The organism is Rhodococcus sp. LW-XY12 (genome assembly GCF_019317345.1).
Taxonomy (GTDB): domain Bacteria; phylum Actinomycetota; class Actinomycetes; order Mycobacteriales; family Mycobacteriaceae; genus Rhodococcus; species Rhodococcus pyridinivorans.
The window spans coordinates 1,578,449-1,593,879 of record NZ_CP079225.1; the positions used below are offsets into that span (position 1 = coordinate 1,578,449).

Annotated in this window: 18 protein-coding genes and 1 pseudogene; 10 read left to right on the forward strand and 9 right to left on the reverse strand. The window is 68.2% G+C overall.

From position 1 onward, the window contains the following. Positions 1 to 12 precede the first annotated feature (12 nt). Complete coding sequence (locus KXC42_RS07390; RefSeq protein ID WP_219129769.1) at positions 13 to 1,059, reverse strand: DDE-type integrase/transposase/recombinase; 1,047 nt, start codon at positions 1,057 to 1,059, stop codon at positions 13 to 15. Beyond that, entirely contained in the window at positions 1,032 to 1,487 is a 456-nt protein-coding gene (locus KXC42_RS07395; protein WP_039583527.1) for a hypothetical protein, read from the reverse strand. The genes KXC42_RS07390 and KXC42_RS07395 overlap by 28 nt, the downstream gene beginning before the upstream one ends. 183 nt (positions 1,488 to 1,670) lie before the next feature. Here KXC42_RS07395 and KXC42_RS07400 point away from each other — a divergent pair. The 3 genes and pseudogenes from KXC42_RS07400 to KXC42_RS07410 all read left to right on the forward strand — a co-directional run. Next, a pseudogene (locus KXC42_RS07400) lies at positions 1,671 to 1,901 on the forward strand (DNA polymerase IV); the annotation flags it as partial. Between the two features lie 49 nt (positions 1,902 to 1,950). Next, positions 1,951 to 3,948: an ABC transporter ATP-binding protein gene (locus KXC42_RS07405; protein WP_219130113.1), complete on the forward strand. Its 1,998-nt coding sequence runs from the start codon at positions 1,951 to 1,953 to the stop codon at positions 3,946 to 3,948. Further along, positions 3,945 to 4,730, forward strand: a complete 786-nt coding sequence (locus KXC42_RS07410; protein ID WP_019288902.1) for an energy-coupling factor transporter transmembrane protein EcfT — start codon at positions 3,945 to 3,947, stop codon at positions 4,728 to 4,730. Before KXC42_RS07405 ends, KXC42_RS07410 begins: the two co-directional genes overlap by 4 nt. A 4-nt stretch (positions 4,731 to 4,734) precedes the next feature. On the opposite strand, the gene KXC42_RS07415 is transcribed toward KXC42_RS07410, so the two are convergent. Continuing rightward, positions 4,735 to 5,394 (reverse strand): DedA family protein, encoded by a 660-nt coding sequence (locus tag KXC42_RS07415; protein ID WP_033098021.1) that lies wholly within the window; start codon positions 5,392 to 5,394, stop codon positions 4,735 to 4,737. Between the two features lie 136 nt (positions 5,395 to 5,530). On the opposite strand from KXC42_RS07415, the gene KXC42_RS07420 reads away from it, so the two are divergent. Continuing rightward, positions 5,531 to 5,797 carry a hypothetical protein gene (locus tag KXC42_RS07420; protein WP_019288904.1) on the forward strand — a complete coding sequence of 89 codons (267 nt, stop codon included), beginning with the start codon at positions 5,531 to 5,533 and terminating at the stop codon, positions 5,795 to 5,797. Continuing rightward, positions 5,794 to 6,276: a flavin reductase family protein gene (locus KXC42_RS07425; RefSeq protein ID WP_006552866.1), complete on the forward strand. Its 483-nt coding sequence runs from the start codon at positions 5,794 to 5,796 to the stop codon at positions 6,274 to 6,276. The genes KXC42_RS07420 and KXC42_RS07425 overlap by 4 nt, the downstream gene beginning before the upstream one ends. Positions 6,277 to 6,340: 64 nt before the next feature. On the opposite strand, the gene KXC42_RS07430 is transcribed toward KXC42_RS07425, so the two are convergent. After that, positions 6,341 to 7,945, reverse strand: coding sequence for an MFS transporter (locus KXC42_RS07430; RefSeq protein WP_219130114.1), 1,605 nt, complete (start codon positions 7,943 to 7,945; stop codon positions 6,341 to 6,343). A 90-nt stretch (positions 7,946 to 8,035) separates the two neighbouring features. Further along, positions 8,036 to 8,233 carry a DUF4177 domain-containing protein gene (locus KXC42_RS07435; protein ID WP_006552868.1) on the reverse strand — a complete coding sequence of 66 codons (198 nt, stop codon included), beginning with the start codon at positions 8,231 to 8,233 and terminating at the stop codon, positions 8,036 to 8,038. 104 nt (positions 8,234 to 8,337) lie between these two features. Between KXC42_RS07435 and KXC42_RS07440 the strand changes: the two genes are divergently transcribed. After that, positions 8,338 to 9,300 carry a nitroreductase family protein gene (locus tag KXC42_RS07440; RefSeq protein ID WP_257606056.1) on the forward strand — a complete coding sequence of 321 codons (963 nt, stop codon included), beginning with the start codon at positions 8,338 to 8,340 and terminating at the stop codon, positions 9,298 to 9,300. A 78-nt stretch (positions 9,301 to 9,378) separates the two neighbouring features. On the opposite strand, the gene KXC42_RS07445 is transcribed toward KXC42_RS07440, so the two are convergent. Beyond that, entirely contained in the window at positions 9,379 to 9,816 is a 438-nt protein-coding gene (locus KXC42_RS07445; protein WP_371746955.1) for a PPOX class F420-dependent oxidoreductase, read from the reverse strand. Between the two features lie 57 nt (positions 9,817 to 9,873). Between KXC42_RS07445 and KXC42_RS07450 the strand changes: the two genes are divergently transcribed. Then, positions 9,874 to 10,653 carry a maleylpyruvate isomerase family mycothiol-dependent enzyme gene (locus tag KXC42_RS07450; protein WP_094980693.1) on the forward strand — a complete coding sequence of 260 codons (780 nt, stop codon included), beginning with the start codon at positions 9,874 to 9,876 and terminating at the stop codon, positions 10,651 to 10,653. Positions 10,654 to 10,755: 102 nt separating this feature from the next. Here KXC42_RS07450 and KXC42_RS07455 read toward each other — a convergent pair whose 3' ends face one another. Together KXC42_RS07455 and KXC42_RS07460 are read right to left on the reverse strand one after the other, a co-directional pair. Next, entirely contained in the window at positions 10,756 to 11,031 is a 276-nt protein-coding gene (locus KXC42_RS07455) for a hypothetical protein (protein WP_006552872.1), read from the reverse strand. A gap of 155 nt (positions 11,032 to 11,186) precedes the next feature. Then, positions 11,187 to 12,059 carry an AraC family transcriptional regulator gene (locus tag KXC42_RS07460; protein WP_006552873.1) on the reverse strand — a complete coding sequence of 291 codons (873 nt, stop codon included), beginning with the start codon at positions 12,057 to 12,059 and terminating at the stop codon, positions 11,187 to 11,189. Positions 12,060 to 12,095: 36 nt separating this feature from the next. On the opposite strand from KXC42_RS07460, the gene KXC42_RS07465 reads away from it, so the two are divergent. Together KXC42_RS07465 and KXC42_RS07470 are read left to right on the forward strand one after the other, a co-directional pair. Further along, the gene (locus KXC42_RS07465; RefSeq protein ID WP_033098055.1) at positions 12,096 to 12,656 is read left to right on the forward strand and encodes a TIGR03086 family metal-binding protein; all 561 of its coding nucleotides are present in this window, start codon (positions 12,096 to 12,098) and stop codon (positions 12,654 to 12,656) included. Between the two features lie 20 nt (positions 12,657 to 12,676). Then, positions 12,677 to 13,585, forward strand: a complete 909-nt coding sequence (locus KXC42_RS07470) for a pseudouridine-5'-phosphate glycosidase (protein WP_094980692.1) — start codon at positions 12,677 to 12,679, stop codon at positions 13,583 to 13,585. A 30-nt stretch (positions 13,586 to 13,615) separates the two neighbouring features. On the opposite strand, the gene KXC42_RS07475 is transcribed toward KXC42_RS07470, so the two are convergent. After that, the gene (locus KXC42_RS07475) at positions 13,616 to 14,281 is read right to left on the reverse strand and encodes an NUDIX domain-containing protein (RefSeq protein WP_024103645.1); all 666 of its coding nucleotides are present in this window, start codon (positions 14,279 to 14,281) and stop codon (positions 13,616 to 13,618) included. A gap of 61 nt (positions 14,282 to 14,342) precedes the next feature. Here KXC42_RS07475 and KXC42_RS07480 point away from each other — a divergent pair, with 61 nt between their 5' ends. After that, a complete protein-coding gene (locus KXC42_RS07480) occupies positions 14,343 to 15,323 on the forward strand; it encodes an ADP-ribosylglycohydrolase family protein (RefSeq protein WP_219130116.1) in 981 nt (326 codons plus the stop codon). The last annotated feature ends 108 nt before the right edge of the window (positions 15,324 to 15,431 follow it).

Below are 15,431 nucleotides of genomic sequence, written 5' to 3' on the forward strand. Positions count from 1 at the left end.
ATTCGGAAGTTGTCAACCTGTCTGAGACAGATGGGTGATGTTGATTCCGGTCGGTCGAGGTAGTGGTGGTGCCAGCGGCCGGCGCTGGAACCGCTGCGGGTGCCGGGCATGGATCCGGTCGAGTCGGTCCTGCCGGCGTCGGTGTTCCTCGACGGCGGTGCCGAGGAACACCGACGCGGGGGTGTGTCGACCCAACCCACTGTGGCGGTGTTCGAGGGCGTATCGGGTCATGAATTCCTCGGTCCACCGCCGGGCATGGTCGATGCTGTCGAACCGGTGCGGACACGACAGGTCGTACTTGATGGTTTTGAACAACGACTCGGAAAACGGATTGTCGTCACTGACCCGCGGCCGTGAGTACGAGGGCAGGACCTGCTGCTCGTCGAGCGCATCGAGCAGTGCGGTCGAGCGCATCGAGGCCCCGTTGTCGGCGTGCAGCACCGTCGGTGCCCCGAACGCGGTGAACGCTTCGGTGAACATTTCCACCGCCGCAGCGGCGGTCTCGGCGTACTCGATGCGCCAGGCCACCGGGAACCGCGAATACACATCGATCACCAGATACAGCAGATACCGGTCCTGGGTGCGTGGCCCCTTGAGCACAGTGATGTCCCACGACCACAATGTGCCCACCGCCGGAGCCGGAACGACCGGTTTGCGGCGGCTGATCCCCGATCCCGGGCCGCCGCTGCGGCTGCGGCGTCGGTCCCCGACCAGGTTCTGCGAGTGCGCCACTCGATAGAAACTCGACTGGGAACACTCCACCAGCCCTTCATCGAAGGACCGCCAATACAGTTGGCACACAGACAGATGGGTGTTCCCCTCGGCGAGGATCACCTCGACGATGGTGTCCTTCTCGGCCGGTGACAACGCGGCCGGCTGGTGCCGGTCCCGCTGCCGGATCGGATCGGACACCGGCCGATAGTGCCGATACCCGCGCACCTCCCGGTAGTAGCGGGCCCGGGGGATCCCCAGCAATGCGCAGCCACGCACGATCGGCACGCCGGCTGCGGCCAACGCGGTGACGGTGTCGGTCAGGACAGTCCTCGGCGTTCGAGCCATTGCGCGTACTCGCGGGCACTCATCAACGACGGCGGGATCTGCGGGTCCTCGTCGGTCGAGCTCTTGGTGATCCCTTGCAAGAGCTCGAATGCTTTTCCCAGGATTTCCACGGCGGCGTCGCCCTGGGCGACCTTCTCGCGGAGGCGTTCGTTCTCTTTGCGGAGTTTGGCCAGCTCCGCACGGTCTCGACTGTCCACTCGGTCCCTCGACTTGTCTGCTGCGGTCACCATCGACGCTTCCAAGTCTCCCGAATCCCGGGCGTGGATCCAACGTGCGATGGTGGCGTAGTCGAGGTTGGTCTCGCGCAGTAGGCGGGTCTTGGCACCGACTTCGATGCATTGGTCCCACTGCCGTAGGAACTCGATCTTGTAGGCGATGGAGAACGCGCGTTTGCCGGTGCGGGTCCGCCCAACAGGGATGTCGATCATTGGTGTGCTCCGATCCCCGCGCTGATTGCCAGGTGTCTCACGAACATCCTGACAACCAGCGAATTGCCATAGCGGACGGCAAGAGCGGTAGCGAATGCTCGAGGCAAGGACTGTTCGGTCGATCCGCACCGCTCACCCGGAATCCGGGCCCGCACCAGTGCCGCGCGTCCTACGGTTGTCGGCATGGGCACGCCCGGCATCGACCAGCGGGTCCTTCACGTCGACCTCGACCAGTTCATCGCCGCGGTCGAGGTTCTGCGCAATCCGGAATTGGCGGGCCGGCCGGTGGTGGTCGGCGGTCGCGGCGATCCCACCGCGCGCGGAGTGGTCTCCACCGCCTCCTACGAGGCGCGCGAGCACGGGGTGGGATCGGGGATGCCACTGCGGGTCGCCGTGCGCAAGATCCCCGACGCGGGAACGTGCGGTCGCACTAGCGACTGGCAGACTGGACCCGGTGCGATCGGTGACCAGGACACGGGGACCTCTACGACCACCGGAGGCCGCCGCAGCGGCGGTCTTCGGGACGTTGACGGCTGTGCTGTCGGTCGTCGCGGGACTGATACCCGTCGGAGTCGCCCAGGTGCTCGTCGCGCTCCCCGTCGCCTTCCTCGCCGCCACCGGCCGCCTGCGCGCGATCGTCGCTGCGACGGTCGCCGCCGGGGTCGTTGCGCTCGTGGCCGGTGGGCCGTTCGCCGTCGCCGCGGTCGTCGTCCTCTCCGGGATCGGAACGCTCGTCGGGTTCGCGCACAGGCGGTGGGGTCACGCGGCGGTGTTCGTGGTGCTGGCCGGATCCGTCCCGGCCGGGCTGCTGCTCGCGGCCGCCGCCTGCGGTCTGCTGCTGTTGTTCGACCGGACCCGGGTGCTGCTGCTCGAGGCGCTCGAAGCATCCATGCGCGGCACGCTCCGGGCGTTCGAGGTGGCCGGTGCGGGGCAGCAGTTCGTCGACACCTGGGAACGGACCCTCGAGATCATGGTGCGGCTGTGGTGGGTGTGGATCGGCGGTGCGGTGCTGGTCGGGACCGTGGGCACCGCACTGCTGTGCTTCGGGATCTTCCGCGTGGTCGCCCTGCGCAGCACGTGGGCGACCCGGTCGGTCGACTGGCCCGAGCAGGACCCGACCGCCGACCCGGCTCCGCTTCCCGTCGCACTGCGGCTCGTCGGTTACCGGTATCCGGGAACCGACCGCGACGCCCTCTCGGACATCGACCTCACGATCGGGCCGGGAGAGTTCGTCGCGATCGTCGGCGGCAACGGCTCGGGCAAGTCGACGCTCGTGCGGCTGCTCGCGGGACTCGAGCCGACCGTCGGCCTGATCGACCGGCCCGGGTCCGTCGGTCCGGGACGACCCGGTGGCACCGCGATGATCCTGCAGCATCCCGAGAGTCAGGTGCTCGGTCGCACGGTCGCCGAGGATCTGCGGTGGGGGATCGACGACGTCGACGTCGACGATCTGCTCGCCCGCGTCGGCCTGGTCGGAATGGAGGATCGCGCCACGGAGGATCTGTCCGGCGGGCAACTGCAGCGACTGGCACTGGCGGGCGCACTCGCCCGGCGACCCGCACTGCTCATCGCCGACGAGATCACCGCGATGGTCGACGCCGACAGCCGCGCGGACCTGATCCGCCTGCTCGCCGACGTCGCGCGGGAGGGCACCGCGGTCGTGCTCGTCACCCACCTCGACGACGAGGCTCGCGCCGCCGACCGGATCGTGCACATCGACGACGGCCGGATCGTCCCGCGGGTCGCGGCGCCGCCACCCCCGGCGCCGGTGCCTGCTACCGTCCCGTCCTTCCCGCAGCCGATCCTCGAACTGCGCGACGTCACGCACATCTACGCGGCCGGCACACCGTGGGCGCACACCGCGCTGCGCGACGTGTCGCTGACGATCTGCCGCGGTGAAGGGGTACTGGTGGTCGGGGAGAACGGTTCGGGCAAGTCCACGCTCGCGTGGATCGTCGCCGGACTGATGCGCCCCACGCGCGGAACGGCCGTGCTGCACGACACCCCGACGGCCGATCTGCACGGAGAAGTGGGCATGGTCTTCCAGCAGGCACGGCTGCAATTGCAACGACCGACCGTGGCCCAGGAGATCTCCGAGGTGGCCGGGCTTCCGCACACCGACCGCGGCTACGTCGCCGCCGTCCTGCACCGGGTGGGTCTGCGTCCCGAACTGATCGACCGGCCGATCGACCGGCTCAGCGGAGGCGAGATGCGGCGGGTCGCGATCGCCGCCCAACTCGCCCGCACCCCGCGGGTGCTCGTGCTCGACGAACCGCTGGCCGGACTGGACCTGCAGGGCCGCCGCGAGGTCGTGTCGATCCTCGCCCATCTACGCGCGGTCGAGCACGTCACCGTCGTCGTCATCTCCCACGACCTGCACGGAATGGAAGAGGTGTGTTCACGCACCGTGGTACTCGAGGACGGACGCATCGTGGAGCAGACGGGAGCGGTGATCGCATGAGTCGCACACGCACACGCACGCGCACACGCCAGCGGCGCCCGATCATCCTGCTGCGGCCCGTGCCTCGGGAGACACCCCTGCACCGGGTGTGGGCCGGCACGAAGGTCCTGTCGGCAGCGGCGCTGTCGGTGGCGGCGAGCTTCGCTCCGAGCTGGACCGGACTCGGCATCCTGCTCAGCGTGCTGGTCGTGGGTGTGCTCGTCGCACGGATCCCGCGCGGGGTGGTCCCGACGATTCCGTGGTGGGTGTTCGCGGTCCTCGCCGTCGGCCTGGTCCTCAACGCAGCGGGTGGCGGGCTCACCGCCTACGTCCGGACGATGCTGCTCGGCGTGGGTTTGCTGGTCCTTGCGTCGCTGGTCGGGTGGACGACGCGACTGTCCGACCTCGTCGACGCCCTGCCCGTGTTGTTCGCCCCGCTGCGACTGTTACGGCTACCCGTCGACGAATGGGTGACGGTGTGCGCGCTGGCGCTGCGGATGCTGCCGACCGTTCGCGCCGAGATGCGGGTGCTGTTCGCCGCGCGCAAGGTCCGCGGCCGGCCCGGCATCCGCACTCCGGCGGGATGGTGGCAGGAGGTGGCCGACTCCGTCGGCGCGGTGGTGTCGGTATCCATGCGCCAGGTCCGCGATCTCGGCGACGCGCTGGCGGTACGGGGACCACGATCGGCGACCCGCCGGGGTCCTCGATCGGCGACCCGCCGGCCGCTGCGACTGCGGCTCGGGGACGTCCTGACGGTGCTGGTCGTGGCAGGCGCGTGCACGGCGATCACCGTGTGGGGTTGACCCGTCAGTTGCGGTTGTGCGAAGCGGTGTCCTTCGAACGCGAGCGGATGCGCCGGACGATCCCGTAGCCGATCACCGCCACGACGACGGCGATCACGACGTACTGCAGCGCCGAGGCGTACGGTTCGACGGCGCTCCAGTTCTCGCCGAGCTGATAACCGGCCAGCACGAAGATCGAGTTCCAGATGAGGCTGCCCGCGGTGGTGAACGCGAGGAACTGCCAGATCGGCATCCGTGTGACACCGGCGGGGATGGAGATGAGGCTCCGGAAGACGGGCACCATCCGGCCGAAGAAGACGGCCTTGCGTCCGTGCCGCTGGAACCAGGCGGTCGAACGGTCGAGGTCCTCGACATCGACGAGTGGAAGCTTCCGCATGACCGCGCGAATCCTGTCCTCACCCACCCAACGGCCGATCGAATAGAGACCGAGAGCGCCGACCACGGAACCGAGGGTCGTCCAGAACAGCGCACCGAACAGGGTGAAACTGCCCAGGCTCGCGGCGAACCCGGCGAGCGGCAGGATGACCTCGCTGGGAAGCGGCGGAAAGAAGTTCTCGAGAGCGATCGCGATGCCGGCGCCGACACCGCCGAGGCGATCCATCAACTCGAGCGCCCATCCTGCGAGACCGTCCGTGGGGGCTGACTGTGAATCCGCGACACTCATCCACCCGACCCTACCGAGGGGTCGTCGAGGTTTCCGCTCGTACGGATCGAAACAGTTCCGGTCTGCTCGATCGGCGAGAAGGATGGCGGCGAATGTCGCTCTCCACCCCGAGGGCCGATCCGGAAGGTGATCTCCAGTGACGATCGTTGTCGTCGCGGGCAACCCGAAGCTCGCGTCCCGCACCCTCGACGCCGGAGCCCGCCTCGCCACGGCCCTCACCGGACGAGAGCCCGATCACGTTGTGGATGTGATCACACTCGGTGGTAGAACTGGGGCGCTATGCCCGGCCCCCGGCCTGTATCTTCACGATTCGACCTACACAACCGAGATCCGTATTGCGGACTACGCCGAACGCTGGTCGTCGGTGCTGTCCGCCGCACTTCGAAACGAGGCCGCCTCATGACCACTCTCGACGGACCGTCTCTGCGCCAGGCATTCGCGCACGTCCCCTCGGGCGTCGTCGCGATCTGCGCGGAGATGGACGGAGAGCGGATCGGGATGGCGGCGAGCACTTTCGTGCCGGTGTCGCTCGATCCGCCGCTCGTCTCGTTCTGCGTACAGAACACCTCGACCACATGGCCGCGTCTGGCGTCGCTCCCGCATCTCGGCATCAGCGTGCTGAGCGAGGAGCACGACGGTGCCGCGCGGGTGCTCGCCGCGAAGAACGGCGATCGCTTCGCCGGGATCGACATCGAGAGCCGCGAAGGCGGCGCGCTGTTCGTCTCGGGCACGAGCGTGCGCATGGACGTGACTGTGCAGCAGGAGGTTCCGGCGGGCGACCACGCGATCGTCGTACTGCGCATCAACGAACTGCTCACCGACGCCGATGTCGAACCCATCGTGTTCCACCGCAGTTCGTTCCGTCGACTGCTCGCGTCCTGACCTGCATACGATCGATTTCGGTGGTTCCACCCCCGCTCAGCGCGGGTGGAACCACCGAAGTTCTCTAGGGCGGTGGTGTTCCGACCGATCGTCGCGGCAGCCGTCCGGTTCCGAACAGCGCCGTGATCGCGAGGAGCGCTGTCACAGCGAACGCGGCGCGTAGCCCTTCGAGTCGAGCGTCGGCGTTGACCGCGACGAGTGCTTCCGTTGTGGACGGGTCGACACCCGCCTCGTCGAGCCCGGCCCGCAACTGGGTCGTGGACAGGAACGGCACACCGGAGGCCAGCTCGGTCGTCGCCTGCTGCTGCACCGACGGCGGGATGTCGGAGTTGTCCTCGATTCCGGCAACGACCGATGTGGTGAGGGTGGCGATCAGGATCGATCCGATCAGTGCGGTGCCCAGCGACGCCCCGAGATTCGTTGCGGTGTTCTGCACACCGCCGACTTCGGCGCTCTGGGAATCCGGTACCGACGAGACCGTGATCGCGCCGAGCTGGGACGCCAACGCTCCCAGGCCGAGACCCATCAACAACATCGGTATCGACACCACGGCCGCATCGGCACCCGGGTCCATACCGGCAACGAGGATCAGGATCCCCAGGATCATCGAACCCAGACCCATACGCACCACGCGTCGGGGATCGGCGTGGGGTCGCACTTTCGGGATCACCGTTGCGGCCAGCACCAGCGCGATCGACAACGGCAGGATCCGCACACCTGTCTGGACTGCGCTGAGTTCGAGTACGACCGACAGGAAGAGAGGGACGGAGAAGAAGACTCCGGCCTGCACCGCGAACTGTGCGAAGAACATCGTCAGACCACCGACGAGCTGTCGGTTGGCGAACAGCCCCGGATCGACCAGCGGGTCGCGGCCCTTGCTCATGAGAGCGTTCTGCCATCGCACGAATGCATAGAGCACCAGCGAGCCCGCGACGAGAAGCCAGATGACCGGGGACAGGCCCAGTACGGCGGGTGCGCCCGGCTCGGCCCGTACCCAGCCCCACTCGCTCGAGCGCAGGACGCCGTAGACGACGGATCCCAGACCGAGCACAGACAGTGCGGATCCCACGAGGTCGAGGTGGACGCGGTGAGGGGGAACGTCCTCGATGCGGCGCAGCACCAGCAGGATCAGCACTACCAGGACGACCTCACCGAAGAAGACGTAGCGCCACGACGCGAACGTCGTGACGGCCCCGCCCAGCAACGGCCCCACGGCCACTGCCGACGCACCGGCCGCCGCCACCAGACCGTACGCTGCGGCACGTCGCTCGGGATCGAAGTTGGCCGCGACGAGCGAGACGATCGCCGGCATTATCAGGGCCGCGCCGATGCCTTCGAGCAACGACCAGCCCACCAGTAGGACCGCGAGGTTCGGGGCGAGTCCGGTGGTGAACGAGCCGATGCCGTAGATGACCAGTCCGACACCGAACGCGCGACGTCGACCGAGGATCGTGCCGACCTTCCCGCCGGTGATCATCAAGGATGCCATCACCAGGGTGTAGAGGGTGATCGCGGTCTGGATGCCGGTGATCGTGGTGCCGACGTCCTGCGCGACGGTCGCCATCGACACGTTCATCACCGAGCTGTCGAGCGTCATCAGGAACTGGCCCGACGCCAGCACTGCGAGTACCAGTGTCGAACCCGAGCGGACCTCCGGCTGCGACGACACCTGTCCGTCCTTCGGCTCAGGTCGCCGGCAACGGCCGACAGGAGCTACTGCCGCTACCGGTGGGCACCGGCATCCGCTGCGACATGACTTCTATTCTTCGCGTTCGAACGTCACGAGCATTCCCTCGACGCCACCGGGACCGATCCGTCCCTTGATGTCGGCGGAGGTGATCGCCTTCAGGCGCCACCCATCTCGGGCATGATCGTTGAGGATCTTCTCGAGCTTGCCGCCGGACATCTTCCCGCCGAGCATGCCCTCGCGGATCTCGATCACCTTGTACGAGTACACCCGTTCAGCTTACGGTCGTCCCGCGAGAATCTCGTCGAAATCCGACGGCTGTACGTGACACTGGAAGGTGACGTTTTCGGAACCCGGAGGCAGCAGTGGAGACGATGCCGGACCGTCGGACTCTCGAGTCGGCAGTTGCGCTCGCGAGTCGCGCGCCGTCGCTTCACAACAGCCAGCCGTGGCGGTGGACTCTGGACGCGGACGAGCTTGCGCTGTTCAGCGACAGTGATCGCATCCTTCCGGCCACCGATCCGTCCGGTCGTCAGATGGTGTTGTCCTGTGGAGCAGTGCTGCACCATCTGCGGGTGGCGCTCACCGCCCGGCACTGGGCCACGGTGGTCGAACGGATGCCGGACGCGACGAATCGTCGTTGTCTCGCGACGCTGCGCTTCCGCCGACTTGACGCGGTGACCGACACCGACCTCCGGATGGCAGAGGCGATCGGCCGCCGACGTACCGAGCGGTTACCGATGGGGGCTCCGCAGGAGTGGGCTCGGACCGAGAGCGCTCTGCAGATGCTCGTCGAGCCCGCGGGTGTCCGCCTGAGTGCCATCGCCGAACACGAGCGACCTGCACTGGAAGAGTTGTCCCGTCGCATCGGCGGTGAGCGTCGCTCCGATGCGGCCTACCAGACGGAACTTTCCTGGTGGGCCGGGCACGGGATGCACCCGGACGGAATACCTCCGGACGCACTCCCACCGGGACGGCGCACGGTAGCGACGGAGCGGGAGTTCCCTCCCGGCAACGCGACCGGCGAGTCGGCAGAGACGGAGGACCGAGCCGCGATACTTCTCCTGTCGACCACGACGGACACGCGGCTCGACTGGCTGCGGAGCGGTGAAGCCCTATCGGCCGTGCTCCTCGCGTGCACCGCCCGTGGACTGGCCACCTGCTCCGTCACGCACCTGACGGAATCCGAATCCTCACGTGCGTTCCTGCGGGAAACGGCCCGCATCGAGGGCGTGCCGCAAGTGATGATCCGGGTCGGTGTACGCGCGGGACCGGGTCCGGATGCGGCGACGCCGCGCCGTCCGACTTCCGCGATTCTGTTCCGCAAGCAATCCTGATCCCGAACTTCGGTGTTCCCGACCGAGCTCAGCGACGTCGAAACCACCAGAATCGTTCGAGGACAACAAAAGCCCGGATCAGCGGGCGGCGCCGTAGAAGCGGGAGACCCGTACACGCAGCAGCAACCTGCGATCGGCGACCATCGCGGCCCGGAAGTCGTCCCAGTCCGGATGCTCGCCCTGCACCGCTCGATACAACTCGACGAGCTGCTCGACGGTGTCGTCGTGGGGGTCCGCGGCCACCGGCGTCAGCTCGGCCTCGCCCTCCGCGACGGCGTAGGACCACTTGTCGTCGGAGTCGACGAACAGGCTCACACGCGGGTCGCGGCGCACGTTCCGGGTCTTTGCCCGGTCGTCGGTGATGGAGACGGAGAACGTGCGGGTCGCGGGCTCGTACCGGTAGGTGACGTTCGACAACTGGGGTCGCCCGTCGCGCTTGATCGTCGCGAGCACAGCGACACCGGTGGGAGGGAACAGGGCTTCGAGTGCGCTCTCGTCGGCCGGCATGGCGCCCAGACTACGGCCGACCGTGCAGAATCGGGGCGGGTATCGGGCCGAGCACGAAGGGTAGGCATGCTGGACTACGCGCGTTACTGCGGAGAGATCGTCGAACAGACGGAACTGCTGGTGGACTCACTGGCCGGGCAGGACATGACCACACCGGTGCCGTCGTGCCCGGGATGGAACCTCGGTCAGCTCGCCCGACACATCGGCTACGGCCACCGCTGGGCGAGCGAGGCGGTCCGCGGTGAAGGGTCGATGCCGCGCACCGACCGCGCGATGCGGGAGTTGGCGGACTACGTCGACGAGGATCCGGACGAGCTGATTCCGTGGTTACGGGAAGGAGCGCGCGAATTCGGGGCCGCGTTGCGGGAGGTCGGTCCGAACATGCGGGTGTGGACACCGATCCCGGGTGGCAAGAAGACCCCGGAGTTCTTCGCCCGACGCTTCGCCCACGAGACCGTGGTGCATCGCGCCGACGCTGCACTCGCACTGGGAGCGGACTTCGAGCCGGCCCACGATCTTGCGGTGGACTGCGTGGACGAATGGCTCGACCTGGCGGTCGTCACCTGGCCACGACTCGATGTCGAACGGCACCGCGCGTTGCACGGACCCGACCGGACGCTGCATTTCCACGCGACGGACACGTCGGCGGAATGGGTCGTGGACCTGTCCGGCGAGGACTTCGCGTGGCGGCATGCCCACGAGAAGAGTGCCGTGGCGGTACGCGGCCCGCTGACGGAACTGCTGTTGGTGCTCTATCGTCGGCGCGCTGTGGGCGCAGCCGACGTGGAGGTCTTCGGCGACTCCGGGTTCCTGGCGTCCTGGCTCGACGTCAGTCCCTTCGGATAGAACGCACAGCGGGTGGCCGCACCGCGACGGGCCCGAGTGGTCGCACCGCGACGGGCCCGAGTAGTCGCACCGCGACGGCGAGACGCGGCCCCCACCTATGAACTAGACCGACAGGCGCGAGGCCGAGTACGCGTGGCGGATCGCGTCGAGTGCGCTGGTGCAGGGAATATGAGCTTCCTGCAGCGAATGGATCACCTCGGCGATCGGTCCGGACTGCTCGAAGGCGCTACCGGCGGCGACGGCCCAGGCGACTTCGCCGGGCTCGAACGTCCGGGTGGGCTTCCATCCTCGCTGAGGAGCGAGCTCGCGCAGAGTGCTCCAGTGTGCGACCTCGTCCGCATCCGGACGTCCGATGAAAAGTAGGCGGTCGTGTCCCACGGTGAACCCCTTCGTTCCTTCTCGTGCTTCGACAGGTAGGTCGTCTTCACTGTGCGCTTCGTTACATTCACCTGATCGAGAAGCGTCGCAGGTTCAGGACCTTCCACTATGTGGTACACCCGCCCGAATCCGACGGACCTGTCGGACAAGGGCGATCATCCACCGCCGTAGCGAGCCGCGAACGCGCCCGGCGTCATGCCCATGACCCTCGCGAAATCACGTACGAAATGCGGCTGGTCGGCGTAACCGAGGACCGCGGCGACCTCCGACAACGAACCGGGTTTCTCGCGCAGGCGACCGGCGGCCTCCTGCAGTCGCCGCCGCTGGATCAGCCACTTCGGGGTCAGCCCGATCCGTCGCTGGACGAGGCGTTGCAGCGCGCGCTCGCCGAGACCGAACTCCGCGCGCACCTGCTCGACCCGCAGGACGTCGGAGTTCTCCTCGACGAACGCCACCACCCGGTTGACCAGTCGCCCCTCCTCATCGATCGGCAGATGGGCGCGCAGCACGTCGTCGAACGCCTCCGTCGCGGCGCGGTGCGACTCGCGAGAGTCCGGGCCGTGTGCCATCGCCTCCCGAACCCGCGTGATCAGACGCGCGCCGGCATCGCCGAGGACATCGGTGAGGTCGACGGCCCGGTCGGTGAACGCCGCGAGCGAGGTGCCCGTGATCAGTGCCCCGGCCGCCGGGCTGAGCATGGACCCGACCGCCCAGCCCTCGCCGGTGAGGGTGACCGTGGACAGTCCGTGTTCGACACCGTAGAAGCGCGCGTAATCGTGCGCAACCACCAGTTGGCAGACCGGATAGCGCAGCACCCGCTGGGGTGCCTCCCGCCCGGCCGGCACCGACCACACGGGAATCCAGTACCGCTGCATCAGATCCGTGAGGTCGGAAGCGGCGGGATAACGGTGGATGGTGTGCGAGGCGTCGTGCGGATCCTTCAGGTGGGCACGTTCGATGTCGTCGCGACCGCCGACACGGTCGGTGTCGTCGTGACCGCCGAGGGGGTCGCCGCCGTCGGGTTTCATCAATACCTCACGCTCGCCGGTCGTCAGTATCGAGTCATGAATACAACAGCACTGCGACACGCAGAGGCCGACAAGCCGCTCACCGACGTGATCTCGTCGCTCCGCGGCACCGACTGGGATGCGCAGTCGCCGTGTGAGGGGTGGACGGCGCGCGACGTCCTGGCCCACGTCATCGACACGCAGCGGGACTTCTTCGCCGGACGCGGCGTCGAGATGGGGGAGCGGCCCGAGACCGACCGTCCTGTCGAGGCGTGGAGGACGCACACGGCACGGATCGCCGAGATCCTCGCGGACGACTCGTTCGTCTCGACGACATACGACGGATACTTCGGGCCGACCACGGTGGGTGCGACCTTCGAACAGTTCTACCTCTGGGACATGCTCGTGCATCGCTGGGACATCGCACGCAGCGCGGGGGTCGATGTGACCTTCTCGGACGCCGAACTCGACCGGATGGAGGCCGGCGCCGACAGTTTCGGCGACGCGCTCTACATGGACGGTGTCTGTGCTCCGGCGGTGCCGGTTCCCGAGGACGCAGACCGCACGGCCCGGATCCTCGCGAAGATGGGACGTCGCACGGCCGCGTCGATCGGTTAGGCCGCGTTATCGTCGGTCGTATGAGCGAAACGATCCGCGTCGCGGACTACGTGCGCGAAGCGATCGCGGCCGGACGGCCGGTCGTGGCGCTCGAATCGACGATCTTCACACACGGCCTCACCCGGCCACGCAACGTCGAGGTCGCCCTCGAGGCCGAGAAATGTCTGCGCGATTCCGGGGTGCTGCCCGCGACCATCGGGGTTGTCGACGGCACGCCGACGGTCGGTTTGTCGGAACAGCAGATCCGCATGCTCGGTGCCGAGGACGTCCCGGTCGTCAAGCTCGGTAGCCGCGACCTGCCGGTCGCGGCGGCGAAGGGATTGCACGGGGGGACCACGGTGTCGGCGACGGCGCTGCTCGCGCATCGCGCCGGGATCGACGTATTCGCCACCGGCGGCCTGGGCGGCGTGCATCGGGGGGCTTCGTCGACCTTCGACGAGAGCGCGGATCTCGTTGCGCTGGCGACACTTCCGATCCTCGTGGTGAGCGGCGGCGTCAAATCCGTCCTCGACATCCCTGCCACACTCGAACGGCTCGAGACGCTCGGGGTGGTCGTGGTCGGCTATCGGACCACGCGTTTTCCCGGCTTCTATGTGCGCGACAGCGGCTGCGATGTCGACGAGGTGGAGTCGGCGGAGCAGGCCGCGGCGGTGGCGCGGGCGCGGGACGGGCTGGGTCTGCGGGCGGCGGTGCTCGTCGGGAATCCGGTGGCGGCCGAGGCTCAGATCGATCCGGAACTGCACGATCGCGTGCTCGCCGAGGCCGAACACGCCGCAGCCGAGGCCGGGACACGCGGCAAGGCGATCACCCCGTTCCTGCTCGAACACATGCACCGGGCCACCGAGGGGCGCTCGCTCGAGACGAATGTCGCGGTCTATCGCGGGAACGTCGCGGTCGCCGCGGAGATCGCGCACGCGCTGGCGTCCTGATTCTTCATTGCAGGCCGACGGCCTGATTTCTCACTGCAGGAGGAAGGCGGCGGTGGACGACGGCAGGGGAGTGCCGCGCCGGCGGTAGATCTCGGCGGGCCGGCCCGTGCCCTCCCTGTGCAATTCGCCGGTGGGTTCGAGGCCGTGCAGCAGGTGCCGGCGGAAGGTGTCCTTGGGATAGCTGCGGGCATAGACGGTCTCGTACAGCAGCCGCAGGTCGAGCACGGTGAACTGCTCGCCGAGGAAGTTGCCGGGGTCGACCTCGGCGGAGTACCTGCGTCGCAGGTCGGCGACGGCCAGGTCGACGATCTCGGCATGGTCGAAGGCGAGGTCGGAGGTCTCGGTGGTCGGCACGAGATACGCCTCGGCGGGGATCTCGGCGACCGGCACCGCGGCGCCGTGGGCCATCGACAGCACCCACCCGCGGTCGTCGCGCTCGGGATCGTCGAGCATGGCCAGCTGGTGGAAGTCGACACCCGTGAGTCCGGCCTTGTCGCGCAGGGCGCGTTCGGCGGCCTCGGCGAGTCGCTCACCGGGGTGCAGGAAGGTGCCCGGCAGGGCGAAGGTGCCGTCGGGACGTTCGACGACCAGAACCTTCAGTACTTCGTCGATGGTGAGGACGGCGACGTCCACGGCCACCGAGGGGCGCGGGTAGTCGGTGAGCGACCTGCCGGTCGAGTCGGTCGGTGTGCCCATGATGGACATTCAATCATTGATGCGCTAACTTTAGCGCAAACTTGATCGAATAGAGGGGTTCATGGAAACAACCGCAGCACAGAACGACCGGGCAGCCGGAGTCCTGCTCGCCACCGCAGCAGGCGACGCACTCGGGGCCGGATACGAATTCACGTATCCGACGGACACCACGCCCATCGACATGATCGGCGGCGGACTCGGGCCGTTCGCGCCCGGTGAGTGGACCGACGACACCTCCATGGCCCTCGCGATCGCCGAGGTCTCGGCGACCGGCGTCGACATCGGTGAGAGCGCCGGACTCGACGCGGTCACGGCGCAGTTCCTCCGCTGGTACGCCACGAACCCCAAGGACATCGGCAACCAGACGCGTGCCGTCCTGCGCGAGGCGGGCCCCACCGCCGTCACCATGACGGCGCGCGCCCGCAGCCTCCCCGGACGCACCGGTGGCAACGGATCGCTCATGCGCACCGCACCCGTCGGGCTCGCCTACCTCGACGACGCCGAGCGGTGCCTGTCCACGGCGCATGCGATCAGCAGCCTCACCCACGCGGACGAGCAGGCATCCGAGGCATGCCGACTGTGGTCGTTCGCGATCCGTCACGCCGTCCTCCACGGCACCTTCGACGGGGTGCGGGTCGCCCTGTCCTGCCTGTCCCAGCCCGCCGCACAGCGGTGGACGGCGCTGCTGGACGAGGCGGAGACCGCGCCGAGTCCGCGCGTGTTCGACAACAACGGCTGGGTCGTCCACGCCCTGCAGGCGGCGTGGTGGGCGATCACGCACGCCCGCACCGACGGCCCCGGACACCTGCCGGAGGCGCTCGAACTGGCCGTGCGCGCAGGCAACGACACCGACACGGTCGCGGCCATCGCGGGCGGACTGCTCGGCGCCCGGTGGGGTGCGTCCGCGGTGCCGGAACGGTGGCGTCGCATGCTGCACGGATGGCCCGGTTACCGCGCGGACGACCTCGAGCGCCTCGGGCTGCTCACTGCGCGGAAGGGCTCCGGGGCAGGCGGGGATGTACTACGGGTCGTCCAGAGCTGAGACTCCCCGAGATCCGCCGGATGTCTCCACTCGCGGTTGTGATGCGGTAGACACGACCCGTCCGACGGATACTCGAGGAGGGATCGCACGTGGCTTCCATCGCACTTC